13 protein-coding genes are annotated in these 15,153 nt (G+C 72.9%); 1 reads left to right on the top strand and 12 read right to left on the bottom strand.

Features of this window, described 5'->3' with window-relative positions:
• Positions 1 to 396: 396 nt before the first annotated feature.
• Complete coding sequence (locus VF746_19500) at positions 397 to 1,227, top strand: DUF3667 domain-containing protein (protein HEX8694619.1); 831 nt, start codon at positions 397 to 399, stop codon at positions 1,225 to 1,227.
• Positions 1,228 to 1,324: 97 nt separating this feature from the next.
• Here VF746_19500 and VF746_19495 read toward each other — a convergent pair whose 3' ends face one another.
• The 12 genes from VF746_19495 to VF746_19440 all read right to left on the bottom strand — a co-directional run bounded on the left by VF746_19495 (position 1,325) and on the right by VF746_19440 (position 15,114).
• Complete coding sequence (locus VF746_19495; GenBank protein ID HEX8694618.1) at positions 1,325 to 1,543, bottom strand: hypothetical protein; 219 nt, start codon at positions 1,541 to 1,543, stop codon at positions 1,325 to 1,327.
• Between the two features lie 343 nt (positions 1,544 to 1,886).
• Positions 1,887 to 2,762, bottom strand: a complete 876-nt coding sequence (locus VF746_19490) for a L,D-transpeptidase (protein ID HEX8694617.1) — start codon at positions 2,760 to 2,762, stop codon at positions 1,887 to 1,889.
• 314 nt (positions 2,763 to 3,076) lie between these two features.
• Positions 3,077 to 3,391 (bottom strand): hypothetical protein, encoded by a 315-nt coding sequence (locus tag VF746_19485; protein ID HEX8694616.1) that lies wholly within the window; start codon positions 3,389 to 3,391, stop codon positions 3,077 to 3,079.
• Positions 3,391 to 5,139: a protein kinase gene (locus VF746_19480; GenBank protein HEX8694615.1), complete on the bottom strand. Its 1,749-nt coding sequence runs from the start codon at positions 5,137 to 5,139 to the stop codon at positions 3,391 to 3,393. The genes VF746_19485 and VF746_19480 overlap by 1 nt, the downstream gene beginning before the upstream one ends.
• A 421-nt stretch (positions 5,140 to 5,560) precedes the next feature.
• On the bottom strand, positions 5,561 to 6,622 hold the full coding sequence (locus tag VF746_19475) for a hypothetical protein (protein HEX8694614.1): 1,062 nt from the start codon (positions 6,620 to 6,622) through the stop codon (positions 5,561 to 5,563).
• A gap of 183 nt (positions 6,623 to 6,805) precedes the next feature.
• Complete coding sequence (locus VF746_19470; GenBank protein HEX8694613.1) at positions 6,806 to 7,990, bottom strand: protein phosphatase 2C domain-containing protein; 1,185 nt, start codon at positions 7,988 to 7,990, stop codon at positions 6,806 to 6,808.
• Positions 7,987 to 9,630: an FtsW/RodA/SpoVE family cell cycle protein gene (locus VF746_19465; protein ID HEX8694612.1), complete on the bottom strand. Its 1,644-nt coding sequence runs from the start codon at positions 9,628 to 9,630 to the stop codon at positions 7,987 to 7,989. The genes VF746_19470 and VF746_19465 overlap by 4 nt, the downstream gene beginning before the upstream one ends.
• The gene (locus VF746_19460) at positions 9,630 to 11,204 is read right to left on the bottom strand and encodes a penicillin-binding transpeptidase domain-containing protein (GenBank protein HEX8694611.1); all 1,575 of its coding nucleotides are present in this window, start codon (positions 11,202 to 11,204) and stop codon (positions 9,630 to 9,632) included. The genes VF746_19465 and VF746_19460 overlap by 1 nt, the downstream gene beginning before the upstream one ends.
• Before the next feature lie 4 nt (positions 11,205 to 11,208).
• Positions 11,209 to 11,961, bottom strand: a complete 753-nt coding sequence (locus tag VF746_19455; GenBank protein ID HEX8694610.1) for an FHA domain-containing protein — start codon at positions 11,959 to 11,961, stop codon at positions 11,209 to 11,211.
• 542 nt (positions 11,962 to 12,503) lie between these two features.
• Positions 12,504 to 12,815, bottom strand: coding sequence for a hypothetical protein (locus VF746_19450; protein ID HEX8694609.1), 312 nt, complete (start codon positions 12,813 to 12,815; stop codon positions 12,504 to 12,506).
• Between the two features lie 140 nt (positions 12,816 to 12,955).
• Positions 12,956 to 14,581: a PAS domain-containing sensor histidine kinase gene (locus VF746_19445; GenBank protein HEX8694608.1), complete on the bottom strand. Its 1,626-nt coding sequence runs from the start codon at positions 14,579 to 14,581 to the stop codon at positions 12,956 to 12,958.
• Between the two features lie 128 nt (positions 14,582 to 14,709).
• Positions 14,710 to 15,114, bottom strand: coding sequence for a response regulator (locus VF746_19440; GenBank protein ID HEX8694607.1), 405 nt, complete (start codon positions 15,112 to 15,114; stop codon positions 14,710 to 14,712).
• Between the last annotated feature and the right edge of the window lie 39 nt (positions 15,115 to 15,153).

The following is a 15,153-nucleotide window of genomic DNA, read 5'->3' as shown; positions in this document are numbered from 1 at the left end:
TGCGAAAGTTCGAAAGTGCGAAAGTTCGAAAGTTCGAAAGTTCGAAAGTGCGAAAGTGCGAAAGTGCGAAAGTGCGAAAGTGCGAAAGTGCGAAAGTGATTCGCTCGCACGCCGCCGATGAACCGTAGGGGCGAGGCATGCCTCGACCGCCCCCGCCGCACGCGGATGCCACCCTGACGCGACGAAGCCCGCCTCGCAGCCCCGCGCAGGCGGGCTTCCCGTCGTTCCAGCCGCGGGTTCACCCGCATTCCGCCGCCGCATTCCCTTCGCATCCTCCTCGTCTGCATTCGTCGTCCCACCGCGCTCCCGCCCCTCTCCCGTTGACGCCAGCCGGCGGTGGTATATAGACTTACGCTCCTCCCCACGTCATCCCGAGTTTCCCCGCGGTGCCGACCCATGAGCCAGACCCCCGCGCTCCAGATCCCGGTCTCCGCCGACCCGGCCGCCTCGCTCGTGCAGGAGAGCCCGCGGCAGGCCGTTCCACTCGCCGCCGAGTGCGTGAGCTGCGGCGCCATGCTCACGGGCGCGTACTGCCAGGCATGCGGGCAGAAGGCGATGGGCCGCTTCACCTTCCCCAACATCCTGCAGCACCTGGTGACCGACGCCCTGGACCTGAACAAGGGGCTGCTCTTCACCGCGTGGTCGCTGCTGCGCGACCCGGGGCGGGTGGTCCGCGACTACGTGGCCGGGCGGACCGTGCGCTACACCAACCCGGTGAAGTACCTGCTGATCGTGGTGACGCTGGTGGTGCTCGTCTACGTGCAGATGGGGGCGCTCGACGCGATGATGGCGGCCCTGAAGCCGGGCACCGACCCGTCCGCCGAACTGGCGAAGAACCCGATGGGCTCCTGGATGGTGGGCCACCTGAACGTGATGATGCTGGTGGGCCTGCCGTTCCTGGCGGTGGCGTCGTGGCTGGTCTTCCGCCGGGCGCGGCTCAACTACGCCGAGCACCTGATCTTCAACCTGTACGTCTACGCCCAGCAGAGCCTGATGAGCCTGCTGCTGGTGACGCCGCTCTTCGCCGCGGGCCAGGTGGTCCCGGGCATCGTCGTCCAGTGCCTGATCACGCTGGGCTACTACGCCTGGGCCGCCTCCGGCTTCTTCCAGATGCGCCCGCTCCCCGCCTTCCTCCGCACCCTCGGCGCACAGATCGTTGGCGGGCTCCTCAGCGCGGTAGCCGGCGGGATCATCGGCGCGGCCGTCGCGCTCTCCAAGCTGCTGTGATGTCGACGCGGTGAACCGATCAGGGGAGAGAAACAGCGCCCCGGCGGCCGATGCGGCCGCCGGGGCGCTTTCGATTTGTGAGCCGACCGGCCCGTCGTCAGGTTCCGTGCTCGGGATTCGAGCCCCGGCGCATTTCGGCGAGCATCTCGTCCAGCCCGACGCCGCGGAAGAGGGATTCGCGCTCTTCCGTGTAGTTTCCGGAGCCGGTGACGAACTGGTTCAGGAAGCGCATCGTGTTCGCCACGCCCATCTCACGGGAGAGGACGTGAATGGCCTGGCGGGTGATCTCGTGCAGCGGCTTCACCGGTACGATCATCGCTCAATCTTCTCCTCAGCTCCGTGGAAGATCGAATCCACAGCCCCCGTACATATCGCTTCCACCCGATGATGTCATTCCGAGGAGGAACGACGAGGAATCTACTCGACCATAGCGGAAGATTGCTACTTCGCGCAGAACTTCTGGCGGGAAGGTTTCGCGCGACATGGCCGGCCACCAGCAGCGTCGAGTAGATCCCTCAGGCGCCGCCTGGCTTCGGTGCACGCGAGGTCAGGTGCGCCGGCGCCTTCGGGATGACACCAAGGCCAATTTCACGATATGAGAACGCCCCGGCGGCCGATGCGGCCGCCGGGGCGCCTCACGTCGCGAAGTCGGCGCGCGCTCAGTAGATGTAGACCGGGGTGCCGACCTCGACCAGGCCGTACAGCTCCTCCAGCGGCTCGTCGGCCACGCGGATGCAGCCGTGCGTGGCGGGGAAGCCGATGGCGAGCGGGTCGTTGGTGCCGTGGATCAGGATCCCCTCGCCGGTGTCGAGCTTGAACTTGCCCAGCACCTCGGGGATCTGCCGCTGGATGGTGCCGAAGGGCGGGATGTACATGATCCCGTCCCACATCAGCGGGTGCTCGCGCGGCAGGGGCTCGAAGGCGCCGTCCTTGAGGATGCCGAGCGTGTCGCCGCGGCGCACCACGCGGCCGCCTTCGGCGAGCTCCACCCCGCCCGCCGGGAACGGCCGGACGCGGCGCGCCATCCCCCAGTAGTGCCAGTCGGGCGGCACCCAGAACGGGTTCTCCTCCTTGCCCAGCACCCGGCGGGGCCCGCGCGGCGTGGAGAAGTCGTAGCTGTTGTTCCCCTTGCGCGCCACGCCCATCCCCACGCCCACGGGGGTGTTGATCAGCGTGTCGCCGTCCTCGTCGATCAGCCACAGGCGCCGCTCGTAGATCGACACGAGGATCTTGCGCCCGGTGATGCGGTCGGCCGCGCGGCGGTGCCGGTTCCACTCCAGGCTGTCGGCGCGCGTCTTGGGGCTGGTGGGCGCGGGATCGGGGTTGGGGATCCCCAGCCGGCGCAGGCGGTCGGTGATCAGCTCCTCGCGCGTGACCAGGCCGCGGGGGCGGTTGTCCACCGGGGCGCCGGAACCGGGGCGGGTGGTGGTGTCGGCCACCGCAACCACCTGCTGCTGCGCTGCCAGGGGCGCGGCCGCGGCGGCCGCCAGGAGGGCCGCCAGGGCCCAGCGGGTGTGGCGCATCAGGTCCTTCATGCTGCGGGTTTCAGAGGCTCAGGATTCGTCCAGCCGAGCCGGGGCCGGGAGCACAAGCGAAAATCGTGCACCCGTTTACGATAACGAAGATCCCCGGCCACGCCAAGCTTCTCCCTCCGCCGCGCGTCCCTCGCACCCTGAACGCGGTGCGTCGTCCTGCAAGCTTTTCCGCGGATTGCGGCGAAGTCGAGGGACCCGGAACAGCGGGTCTCACACAGAGACACAGAGGCACAGAGAACTTCCAAACCGCAGTTTCTCTGTTTCTCTGTGTCTCCGTGTGAGGCCAGCAGTTTTCTTTTTTGTTTACCGCCAGATCACTCGCGGTCCCACTCGATGCGCGCGTGGCGGGTGCCGGCGAAGCGGGCGCGCAGCTCGCGGAGCGCCGCCCGGCGGGCTTCGGCCGGGCTCTCGGCATCGACGGCGAGGGTGCCGCGCACGCGGTAGCGCACCGCGAACTCCTCCACGATGCGCCCCGCCGCGCCCGCGCGCGAGACGTCCAGCACCTCGACCCGCGCCTCCGGCCACGCCGCGCGGAGCTCCTTCTCCACCTGGTGCTCCGCGTCGGCCACCCCGTAGGCCGCCAGCTCCACCCGGCCGCCCCCCTTCAGCGCGACCACGTGCTCCGGCATCAGGGGATGCGGATCGAGTCCCTCGGCTCCGGGAAGGAGTCGGGCGGCGGGGGAGGCGGCGGAGGAGGCGGCCCGATCAGGATGGTGTCGGTGAACGCCGGCCGCTGCATCGCCGCGCGGATGGCGGCCAGGCGCCGCTCCGCCGCCTGCCGGTCGGCCTGGTTCACCGTCACCTGGACGAAGCGCTCCAGCGCCGGCACCGCCCCCGCCGTGTCGCCCATGGCCAGGCGCGCGTCGGCCAGGTGGCTGTAGAGGAGGTCGTAGGTGTTGTCGATGCGGATCGCCTCCTCCAGCAGCTGCGCCGCCTCGCCGTGGCGCCCCATGCGGATCAGCGCGAAGGCCAGGTGGTCGCGGTACATCACCCGGTCGGGGTCCAGCTCCACCGCCTGCCGGAAGAGGTCGGCCGCCGCCGGCGCGTCGCCCGCCTGCAGCAGCTGCATCGCCTGGCGGTCCACCCGCGGCGCGTCCTCGGGGGTCAGCGTGTCGCCCGAGACCAGCGTGTCCTTCGAGGCGCTGTCGGGCAGCCCCGCCAGCGGGTCCTCGCGCGGGCCGCCGCGGCCGTTCACGTTCTGGTACGCCAGGACGCCCGCCGCTCCCAGCACCAGCGCCAGCAGCACCCACACCAGCACCGGCACCCCGCGCCGCTCCGGCTCCAGCCTGCGCCGGGGCGGCGGGATCACCGGCGTCGGGCGCGGCGGTCCCGCCGGCGGCGGCGGCCCCGCCCCGCGCCCCGGCCCCGGCGGCGGCGCCAGCATCGTCCCGCCGTCGTCGCCCGCCAGCGCCGTGCGGTCGTCGTCCGCGTCGCCGGTCACCACCGCGCCGGCCACCGGCGGCACGGCCGCGGCCACCGCCGAGCGCTCCACCGGGCGCAGCACCGCGTCGACGGCGTCGGCGAAGGCGCCCGCGTGCGGGAAGCGCTCCGCCGGGTCCGGCGCCAGCGCGCGGCGGACCACCGCCTCCACCTCGGCCGGCACCGCGGGGTTGCGGGCGCGCAGCGACGGCACGGGCACCGCCACGCCCACCGCCATGCGGTTGCGGTCGGCCTCGGTGAACGGCTTCTCGCCGGTGAGGAGCTGGAAGCCCAGCGCCCCCAGGCTGAACACGTCCGAGGCCGGGGTGAGCCGCGCCTCGCCGGCCAGCTGCTCGGGCGAGGCGTAGGCGGGCGAGAGCGGGGCGCGGCCGTCCTGGGTGAGCGCCGTCTGCGTGTCCTCGTCGGCCATCACCTTGGCGATGCCGAAGTCCAGCACCCGCACCTGCATCTCGTCGCCGTCGTGCCCCTCCACCAGGAACACGTTGCCGGGCTTCACGTCGCGGTGGATCACCCCCAGGCGGTGCCCCACCGCCACCCCGCGCGCCGCCTCGCGCAGGATGCGCAGCGACGTGGCCAGCGGGGGCGGGCCGTGCTTCTGCAGCCGCGTGGCCAGGTCTTCGCCGCGCAGCAGCTCCATCACGATGAAGTCCAGCCCCAGCTCGGGGTCGGTGCCGTAGTCGTAGACGGGGACCACGTTGGGGTGGTGCGGGAGGCGGGCGGCGGCCGCGGCCTCGTGGCGGAAGCGGGCGCGCACCCGCTCGCGCAGCTCCGGGTCGCCCGCCGTGGCCGCGGTGATCACCTTCACGGCCACGGGGCGCCCCAGCCGCTCGTCGGTGGCACGGTACACGGCGCCCATCCCGCCCCGCCCGATCACCTCCTCGATGCGGTAGCGCTCGACCAGCACCCGCCCCCTCAACAGCGCTTCGATTCCCGCCATCTCAGCCCGGTCGCCTCTCGTCTTCGGGACTCCGCCGAACTACCTCGCACTTCGCACTCAGCACTTCGCACTTCGCGCTTCGCACTTCCACTGCAGTTTGGGCATGTCCCCGCTGGCGCGGGGCCGGGCTGCGCGCGCCGTAGGGCAGCAAACAACGCTGCCCAACGGCGCCGGGCCCCGGTCGCGCCAAACCCCACGGCGCGCCCGTGTCCCGGCCCTCCGGGCGCGCATCCCTCATGCGACTGCACGGGCGAGGCAGGCCTCGCCCTACGGAAGATCCCGCCGATCCGCGCCCATCCCCGTCATGTCCACCCTCTCCGAAGTGGGGAGAGGGTTGCCGCTCCAAGGCGGCAGGTGAGGGCCGCCCGCGGCCGCGCCGATGCCCGCTGTCCGCGCCCGATCCCCGCGCGCGAGGGGTGTGTTACCCCAGCCGGGTCGCGTCGGGGTCCACCGCCACCGCGTCTTCCTTCCCGGCGTCCCCCTCCTCCCCCTCCTCCCCGCCCCCGTCCCCGCGCGTGTCCACGATGCGCAATACCGGCCCGTGCTCGCCGATGCGCATGGGGACGCCGGGGCCCACCCACTCGGTGTGGTCGAGCACCAGGTCCTCCAGCTTCAGCTCGCCCTTGCCGCGGTTGGCGCCGGGGACCTCGCGGTCGCCCACGTGCAGCGGGTTGAGGCCCACGTTGTAAACGGTGAACCCCGGGCGCTCCCCCCGCGGCGCCCACACCAGCGCCAGCTGCCGCCGGCTCACGTGCGGCGCGTCGGTGATCGCCACGTCGCTGCGCATGGCGGGGTTCTCCGTCATCCGCCCCACCGTGGTCATGGGGGTGGGGATCGGGAAGCGCTCCTTCTCCGCCCCCTCCTCGTCCTCCACCGCCAGCGCCCAGCGCTCCCCGTCGTAGCGCGGGGTCGGCGGCGCCAGGCCGTCCAGCCGCGTCGCGTCGGGGTCCATCGACGGCTCGGACACCCGCACCGGGGCGGGGCGGGGGGCGATCACCGTCGCGCTCCCCGCCTCCACGCGCACCGGCTCGGCCGGGCGGGCGGGCGGTGCAGGAGACGGCGTCGGCGTGGACGGCCGCTCGGCCTCGGGCGGCGGCGGCGGGGGGAAGGGCTCCGGCTCGGGCTCGTTGGCCTTGCGCACCGACACGCGGAAGAGCGGGGCGCCCGGCGCGCTCGCCACCCGGAGCTTCACCCGGTACTCGCGGTCGTAGAGCGACCCGTGGCGCATCACCGAGTCGGTCAGCTCCTCCTCCAGCTCCGCCGCGATCGGGCGGATCGCCTCGGCCACGTCGGGGCGCAGGCTCACCACCAGCACGCTCTCCGGCAGCAGCTTGGCGTAGCGGTCGGGGATCGCGCGCAGGTTGTCGCGGTCGATGTAGTCGCCCAGCGCCAGCTTGATCTCGGGGACCGCCTCGCGCAGGAAGGTGTCGAGCAGCGGCTCGTCGACGGCGCTCTCGGGGGTTCTCGGGCTCAGCTCGCTCATCGCATCCACAGGGTCGGTGCTCAGGAGTTCTGACGGTTCCCAAGTCCTTGGTCCTTGGTCCTTGGTCCTTGGTCCTTAGTCCTTAGTCCTTAGTCCTTAGTCCTTAGTGCCAGGTGCGCAGATCTCCGTCCGGTGACCAGGCACTGAGGACTAAAACACTAAGCACTAAGGACTAAGCACTACTCACGGCTGCCGCCCCTTCGGCGCGGCCGGCGCGGGCGGCGGCACGGCGGCGGGCGGGACCGGCGCCGGCGGCGGCATGGGAACGATGGCGCCCGCGCTGTCGGCGCTGGCCGGCAGGCGGCCCGCGGTGTCGGGCGGCATCCGCGCGCGCAGCGAGTCCACCGACTGCCTGAGCGTGGCAACTTCCGCGGCCCGGCCGCGCGCCTGCAGGGCGGTCCACAGCGCGAAGGCCGCCAGCAGGAGCGCCAGCAGGGCCAGCGCGGTCGCGAGGCCCCCCAGGCGGGAGCGGCGAGGATGCATCACGTCGTCGGGCGGGTTGAAGGGTCCGCGGGGCCGGTCCAGCGTCGCGTCGCTCGACGTCGACGGAGGAGCGTACGCGCCGGGCGAGGCGAGCGTGGGCGACTCCTGCGTCATCGTCCCGTCGTCGGGAAGGACGCGCACGGCCACCACCGTGTAGTTGTCGTCGGGGCCGCGCTCCTCCACCTTGCGCACGATGGCGTCGCAGGCCGCCGCCGCGCTCCCCAGCGCCAGGAACTCGCCGATCTCGTCGATGCGGACCGCCTTGGTCACCCCGTCGGAGTGCAGCACGTAGCTCCACCCGGCCTTCACGGGGATCCAGGTGGTGTCCGCCTCGCCGCCGTGGCCCACCGCGCGCTGCAGCCGGTTGGCGCCCGGCGAGTCGGGGATCTCGTCGAAGGCGATCTCGCCCGCCTCCCAGCGCGCGTACGCCGGGGTGTGGTCGCGCGTCTCCAGCCGCACCACCCCGTCGGGCGAGCGCGAGATGATGCGCACGTCGCCCACGTTGGCCGCGATCCACCCCAGGTCGCCCCCGCGGTCGGCCGAGAGCGCCATCACCGCCAGGGCGCACCCCATTCCCTGGCGGTCCTGCGGCTCGGCGCCGGCCGCGTGCGCCACCGCCTCGTCGGCCGCGCGCACGGCGTAGCGGGCCGCGTCGAGCGACTGGATGCGCCCCACCCGCAGCACCGCCTGGAGCGCCGTGTCGGCCGCCATCCGCCCGGCGCGCTGCCCGCCCATCCCGTCGGCCACCGCCAGCATCCCCGTGGCGGGGAAGGCCTCGACGGTGAAGGCGTCCTGGTTCTCGGGGCGCGGGCCCTGCCCGCTCGCCCCCGCCACGTCGAACACCAGCCCGTACGCGCGGACCGGCCCCGGCGACTGCGTGCTCATACGATCCGCACCCCCTCCGCCCCCGTCTCCTCCGGCGGCGGGGCGAGCGCGCTCTCCATGCGCTCCTCCTGCGCGCGCCGGTGGCTGATCCCCGCGATCACCCCCACCGCGAACGCCGAGGCCAGCAGCTTGGCCCCGCCGTGCGCCGCGAACGCCGCCGCCACGCCCGTCAGCGGGATCACCCGCACGTCGCCCAGCGCCGCCAGCCAGAACGGCACCCCGATCAGCATCGCCAGCCCGGTCACCAGCGTGCGCTCGAACGCCCCCCGCTCGCGCAGCGCCGCGCTGAGCAGTTCCACCAGGAAGTAGGTGTAGACCAGCACCAGCGTCACCGTCCCCGCCCACCCCCACTGCGCCGCCATCAGGGTGAAGAAGCCGTCGTCGGCCGCGTTGGGGGCCGTCTCGCCGTGGCCGCGGCCGGGCCCCTCGCCCAGCAGGCCGCCCGCCAGCACGTTGGCGTCGAACAGCTTGATCTGGTGCACCTTGTCGGCCCAGCGCTGCGCCTGCTCGGGCGCCAGCTGCGAGACGTCGCGGTAGGGGTCGTAGGCGAGCCCCGCGCGCGTCTTCGAGCGGTCGTCCAGGTTGAACACCACCGCGATCATCCCCAGCCAGACGATCATCAGCGCCGCCCCCCACCAGCCGCGCCGCGTGCCGACCAGCAGCATCGCCGCCAGCGAGAGGGCCAGCACCAGCGTGAGCCCCAGCTCGTGGATGATCAGGAAGGGGACGATCGGGAGCGCCCCGTACAGGAAGAGCAGGAGGAGCCGTCGGCGGTCCAGCACCCCGCCCAGCCTCGCCAGGTTGTACGCGTCGTCGGCCAGGAACGCGGCCCACACGCCCACGAAGATGGGGAGCAGCAGCTCCCACGGCGTGGTCCCGCCCACCTTCCCCGTGGCGCGCGCCTGGGGGAGCATGGCCAGGGCGAAGAAGACGACCAGCGCGGGGGCGAAGATCCAGATCCGCCGGTCGCGCAGCCAGCGCAGCACCCAGCGGTTGCGGGTCACCAGGAACCCGGCCAGCACCAGGAGCGGCGCGATGAACACGGGGAGGTACGTCGTGCTCTTGGCGACGAAGCCGCGCGTCTCGCGCTTCACCGCCTGCTCGAACGGGTCGGGGAGCGGCGGCGGCGGGCCCTGATAGACGGTCTGCTGCCGCTCCCGGTCGTACGCGCGGTCGATGGTGGACAGGCGCGAGCGGGTGGCCTTGAGGTCGTTGGCCTCCGAGCGCGCCTTCCCCCGCGCCTGGTACGACGGGTCGGTGAACGCCTGGAACTGCGCCGGCCGCGACAGGCAGAAGATGAGCACCGGGAGGACCACGATCCCCCACGCCCCCCGGTAGCCCAGCCGCTTGAGCGAGAAGAGGACGACCAGCCAGGCCAGCAGCGCCAGGGCGTCGCGGAAGAGCGTGCCCCCCGCGCCGGGCGAGGTGCCGTGCACCGGCCAGACGCCCACGATGATGGAGAAGTGCGCCAGCGCGTAGAACACCGCCGCCAGCAGCAGCCCCCACCAGATGAAGCCCGGCAGCGCCCGCCCCGTCTTCTCCGCCTCGGGGACGTTGTACGGCTTCACCCGGATCGCCACGCCCATGGGGCCCGCGGGGCGGCTCCTGCGCCCGAAGCGCAGCCGGTCGCGCAGCGCCATCAGCGCCTCCCCTCTGCCCGGGCCGCCACGCGCTGCCGCTCCTCGGCGCGCGGGGCGGTGTACCGGGCCATGTAGCGCGTCATCTCCCCCGCGATCGGCGCGGCCACGCGGCCGCCCTGCCCGCCGTTCTCCACGTAGACCACCACCGTGTAGCGCGCCCGCCCGTCGGGCCCGTACATGAGCCCCGCGAACCAGCCGTCGGGGACGTGCCCGCGCACCACGTCGGCGGTGCCCGTCTTCCCCCCCATGTCCCACCCGCTCCCCTGCAGGATCGGGACGGCGCGGATGGCGGTGCCGCTGTCGACCACCGCCAGCATCGCCCGCTGCAGCTTCACCGTGGTCTCGGCCTGCATGATCCGCTGCCCCTCGGGGAGGTCGTCCAGGCGGTCCTGCTCGAAGGTCACCGGGAGCATCACCCCGCCGTTGCCGATCGCCTGCAGGAAGCGGGAGACGGCGATGGGGGTGACGTCCACCGGCCCCTGGCCGATCGCCGTCTGCGCGTACTCGAAGGCGTTGTAGCGCTCGCGCAGCCGCACCCGCGCGGGCGGCGGCGTCATGCGCTGCGTCCAGCGCTGGTTGGCCGTGTTCCAGAAGTCTTCGCGCGCCTCGGGGTTCTCGCCCGAGTACGGCTCGAAGCCGAAGCGGCGGAAGCCGTCGCGCACGGCGTCCATCCCCAGCCGGCGGCGCAGCTCGAACGCCATCATGATCGACTGCGTGTTGCAGCTGACCACCAGCATCCCGTGCGGCACGGAGAGCGAGGCGTACTCGTGGCTCTCGAAGTTGCGGATCGGCCGGCTCCCCACCTGGATGAAGGGCGGGCAGGCCCAGCGCTCGTCGGGCTGCCCGCTGTCCCACCAGAGCGCCGAGAGCGCCAGCTTGAAGACCGAGCCCGGCAGCGCGTAACGCTTGATCCCGTACGGCGCGTCCTCGGCCCGCCCCGTGGCCGCGTAGGCGACGAGCGCCCCGTTGCGCACGTCCTGCACGATGACCACGCCGGGCCGCCCCGTGGCCTGCAGGAGCTCCCACGCCGCGCGGGTGGGGCCGATGCAGAGGGTGAGCCCGAGGTCGGTCCCCTCGGGGTGCAGCTCGCCCTGCTCGGCCAGGTTGTTCGGCCGGCGGAGATGCTTCGTGAAGAGGCGCTCGATGGTGTAGTCGCGGTTCTCGGCCCCCGTCCCCCCGCCGATGAAGTTGGCGCCCCCCTCGCCCAGCGGGTACACGCGCGAGACCTCGCCGTCGCGCACGCCGTAGCGGGCCAGCGCGTTGGCGTCCTCGCCGGTGCAGTCCAGCATCCATCCGCGCAGCTCGGCGCGGTTGAGCTCGGCCAGGCGCGGGTCGCCGTACTTCGCGTAGCGCATCCGCCCGGCCTCGATCTGCTCGCGGTTCAGCAGCAGCCGCGCGTGGCCCAGGGCGTAGACCACCCCCAGCATGATCATGATCGCGGCGATGCGCTTCGCCCACTTCTCGCGGCGCTCGCGGACGGCCACGGCCATCCAGCGGAAGAGCGCGAGCACGGCTCCCACCCCGAAGAGGAGGAAGAGCCCGCGCAGGACCCAGTTCAGCAGCGTGTCGGCCACGGCGCTAGTCGAAGCGGGCGAAGCGCAGCACGGTGTTCCCCATGCGCACGGTGTCGCCGGGGCTCACCGCCACCTCCTGGTGGGGAGGGATCGGCTGCTCGTTGAGGAAGGTGCGGTTCTTCGAGTCCAGGTCGGTCACGTAGAGCCGCCCGCCGGCCGCGCGGAAGCGCGCGTGCCGCCCCGACATGTAGCGGTCGCCGAGCGCCAGCACCCCCGGCTCGGGCTTGCGGCCGACCACGACCTCGCCGTCCACGCGCACGGGGTCGCGCCACACCTCGCTGGAGACCACCTCCAGGAGCGCCCCGCGCCCGGGCGCGGCGCCGGGCCCGTACCCGGGCTGTGCGTACCCGGGCTGCGGCTGGGCGAAGGCGGCGCGCTGCGGCTCGGGGACCAGGGCGCGCTCGCCGCCGGGGACGGGCCCCACCGCGGGCGCGGGGGGCGGCGGCTCGTCCAGCCCCAGCGGCTTCACGAAGGCGAACTCGCGCTTGGTGTCCAGCAGGACCACCTCCACGCGCAGCCCCGCGCGGGCGATGCCGTTGTCCTGCGCCCACTGCGCGGTGAAGCGCCGCAGGTGGTCGGCCTCGTCGCGGGCGAACATGGCCTGGCTCATCCCGGGGGGCACCAGGTCGGTGGAGACGTAGACCCTGAGGTCGGGCGCCGTGCGCCGGTCGGCGTAGCGGCGGAGCGCCTCGCGCACCCCGTCCTCGAGCTGCTGCCGGAGCGTCGGGCGCAGGAACTTCCGGAAAGCGTTCAGCATGGGCGTTCGGTTCGGGTGTCGGCCGGGGCCAGCCGCAATATCAGGACCGGCGGAGTGGGACGCCAGACGAAGTGCGCGGGTGCGTGAGTGCGGAAGTGCGTGAGTACGAAAGTACGGAGTACGACATACGGGGTGCGCCGGACCGGGGGTGCGCTGCGCGCGGAGGCGGCTTCGCGATTCGTGGGACGGCGATGTCGGGTGTGCAGGTGTGGGTGAGCCAATGCGGGTGAACCCGCGGCTGGAACGACGGAAAGCCTCGCCAACCCCCGCGAGGCTTCAACTACGAACACCTCGAACCAGATCTGGACGATCATCGATACGCGCTGTCATTCCGAGGCCCGGTCACCCGGCACTGGCATCCGCACGAATGACCGCAGGGCCGAAGAATCTTCTCACCCTGGCAGGTGGGTTGGGCGCGGTAGCGACACGGATGCCCGCTCGCTCCATCCACCCGTTGTTTATCGGATCTGGCATTGCTCTCCAGACGCGCGGAGCCCCGCCCGCGCGGTGCGGACGGGGCTCCGGGGTTGGATCGATCGCCGTCAGGTCCCGCTGCCGATCACTCCCCTGCCGTCCTCGGTGGTGCCGCTGCCGATCGTCCCGCCGCCGTCCGACTCCGTACCGCTGCCGATCGTGCCGCCGCCGTCGTCCGCAGCCGTCCCGCTGCCGATAACTCCTCCGTCGTCGTCCGACTCCGTGCCGCTCCCCAGCGCGCCGCCGCCGCTGTCCTCCGTGCGGCCGCCGCCGCCCAGAGAGCCTATGCCGTCGAAGCGGGCGGACGGGTCCGGGGCGGTGGGCGCGGCGCCGCACGCGGCGGTGGCGAACAGGGCGATGACGATGGCGATGCGTCTCATGGGGTCGTCTCCGGCCGGGGTGGGCGGCGCACCGTCGTAGTGCGCGCTCCCCGTTCGACGCGGCCGCCGGCCGCCCGGTTCCTGTCGCGGGACAAAGAGGTGGCGGGCGAGACAAACTTCGCGGCGCGTCCGGCGGCGGGTCACGCGGAGCCGGTTCCCTCCTCGCCCGCGGCCGCCGGGAGCGTGAGGGTGAAGGTGGAGCCCTTCCCGACCTCGCTCTTCACCGTCAGGTCGCCCCCCATCCCGCGCGCGAGGTCGCGGCTGATCGCGAGCCCCAGCCCGGTCCCCTCCTGCGGGCTGGTGAGGTCGCGGCCGAGCTGCACGAACGGCTCGAAGATGCGCTCGGTCTGGTCGGGAGGGATCCCCACCCCGGTGTCGCGCACCAGCACCGCCACCCGGTCGCCGCGCCCCTCGCAGACGACCTCGACGCGCCCGCCGGCGGGGGTGAACTTGAGCGCGTTGGAGCAGAGGTTCAGCACGACCTGGTCGATCTTCGCGCCGTCGCCCACGGCGGCGAGCCCCTCGGGACAGGAGCGCAGCGCGAACTCGATCCCCCTCTCGGCGGCCTGCTGCTCGAGCATCGACACGATCACCTCGACGCACTGCCGCAGCGGGACGCGCGCACGCTCGTAGACGATCTGCCCCGCCTCGATCCGGCTGAAGTTCAGCAGGTCGTTGATGATGCTGAGCAGGTGCCGCTGGCTGCGCTGGATCTTGGCCAGGTAGTCCTGCTGCACCTCGGTCACCGGGCCGCCGATCCCCATCTCCAGCAGGTCGACGTAGCCGCCGATGGCGTTCAGCGGGGTGCGCAGCTCGTGGCTCATCGCCGCCAGGAACTGGCTCTTGGCCAGGTTGGCGGCCTCGGCCTCGGCCGCGCGGCGCGCCGCCTCCAGCGCCCGCACCTCGGCCGCGCGGCGGTCCGTCAGGTCGCGCGTGACCTTCGCGAAGCCCACCAGCTCCCCGCGCGCGTCGCGCAGCGCGGTGATCACCACGTCGGCCCAGAAGCGCTCGCCGTCCTTGCGGACGCGCCACCCCTCGTCCTCCACCCGCCCCTCCCGCTCCGCCTCCTTCAGCAGCCGCGGCGGCTTGCCGCGGTCTTCGGGAGGGTAGAACAGGGAGAAGTGGCGGCCCACGATCTCCCGCTCCGTGTACTGCTTGATGCGCTGCGCCCCCTCGTTCCAGCTGGTCACGTAGCCGTCGGGGTCCAGCGAGAAGATGGCGTAGTCCTTCACGCTGTGCACCAGCAGCCGGAAGCGCTCCTCGCTCTGGCGCAGCTGCTCCTCGGCCCGGCGGCGGTCCGTCAGGTCGCGGGTGACCTTGGCGAAGCCGACCAGGGCCCCCGACGCGTCGTGCAGCGCGGTGATCACCACGTTGGCCCAGAAGAGCGTGCCGTCCTTGCGCACGCGCCACCCCTCGTCTTCCAGGCGCCCCTCGCGCGCGGCCACCTCCAGCTCCCAGGCGGGCTTCCCCGCGGCTAGGTCCTCGGGCGGGTAGAAGGTCGAGAAGTGCCGGCCCACGATCTCCTCGCGGGTGTACCCCTTCAGCCGCTTCGCCCCGGCGTTCCAGCTCAGGATGTTGCCCTCGGCGTCGAGCGCGAAGATCGCGTAGTCCTGGACGCTCTCCACCAGCAGCTGGTAGAGCCCGGCGCCTTCCGGCGCGCCGCCGGCGCGCTGCGCGCCCTCGGCGAAGCCGGCGGCCTCGCGCGCCGCCTCGTCGCTCTCCGGCCAGTGGATGCGGAACGGATCGTCACCCTGCCACGCGCACATCGGTCACCTGTGAAAAGGGCGGGGGATGGTCCTGCGCGAACCTGCCGGACGCCGTGCCGGCCCGGAGCGGGTCGACGCCCCGGCGCGCCCGGAGACGGAGGAGATGCTGCATCCGCGGGGGCCGGTCGTCAACCGCCGGCGCCGCGGCCGCGCTCCGGCGGCGGCCCCGGCTCCAGCAGCCGGCGGACCTCTTCGAGAACGCGGCGGGGCTCGACCGGCTTCGCCAGGTAGCTCGCGCACCCCACCTCCATGGCGCGCGCGCGGTCGCCGGGCGACGCGTGGGCCGTGAGCGCCACGATGGGGATGTGCGTCGTGGACGCGTCGAGCTTCAGCGCGCGCGTGGCCGTCCAGCCGTCGATCTTGGGGATCGAGATGTCCATCAGGATCAGCGCCGGCTGGTCGCGCCGGGCGCGCTCGATCCCCTCCTCCCCGTCGACCGCCTCGATCACGCGGAAGCCGCCGTACGTGAGGATCGTGCGGTAGATCGCGCGGTTGTCGTCGTTGTCCTCCACCAGGAGGATCGTCTTCTCCACGGACTTCTCCCTCGGCCCGGGACGCGGGTCCCCGGGGGC

This window comes from Longimicrobium sp. (assembly GCA_036389795.1).
GTDB lineage: Bacteria > Gemmatimonadota > Gemmatimonadetes > Longimicrobiales > Longimicrobiaceae > Longimicrobium.
Note: the sequence above shows the minus strand (reverse complement) of the source record. Positions and strands in the feature narration are given on the sequence as shown.

Bases quoted from the DNA above. Each gene is read 5' to 3' on its own strand.
- VF746_19480 (HEX8694615.1), bottom strand. From the start codon at position 5,139: ATGGCGGGAATCGAAGCGCTGTTGAGGGGGCGGGTGCTGGTCGAGCGC.
- VF746_19445 (HEX8694608.1), bottom strand. From the start codon at position 14,581: ATGTGCGCGTGGCAGGGTGACGATCCGTTCCGCATCCACTGGCCGGAG.
- VF746_19500 (HEX8694619.1), top strand. From the start codon at position 397: ATGAGCCAGACCCCCGCGCTCCAGATCCCGGTCTCCGCCGACCCGGCC.
- VF746_19455 (HEX8694610.1), bottom strand. From the start codon at position 11,961: ATGCTGAACGCTTTCCGGAAGTTCCTGCGCCCGACGCTCCGGCAGCAG.
- VF746_19490 (HEX8694617.1), bottom strand. From the start codon at position 2,762: ATGAAGGACCTGATGCGCCACACCCGCTGGGCCCTGGCGGCCCTCCTG.
- VF746_19495 (HEX8694618.1), bottom strand. From the start codon at position 1,543: ATGATCGTACCGGTGAAGCCGCTGCACGAGATCACCCGCCAGGCCATT.
- VF746_19485 (HEX8694616.1), bottom strand. From the start codon at position 3,391: ATGCCGGAGCACGTGGTCGCGCTGAAGGGGGGCGGCCGGGTGGAGCTG.
- VF746_19475 (HEX8694614.1), bottom strand. From the start codon at position 6,622: ATGAGCGAGCTGAGCCCGAGAACCCCCGAGAGCGCCGTCGACGAGCCG.
- VF746_19450 (HEX8694609.1), bottom strand. From the start codon at position 12,815: ATGAGACGCATCGCCATCGTCATCGCCCTGTTCGCCACCGCCGCGTGC.
- VF746_19465 (HEX8694612.1), bottom strand. From the start codon at position 9,630: ATGGCGCTGCGCGACCGGCTGCGCTTCGGGCGCAGGAGCCGCCCCGCG.
- VF746_19470 (HEX8694613.1), bottom strand. From the start codon at position 7,990: ATGAGCACGCAGTCGCCGGGGCCGGTCCGCGCGTACGGGCTGGTGTTC.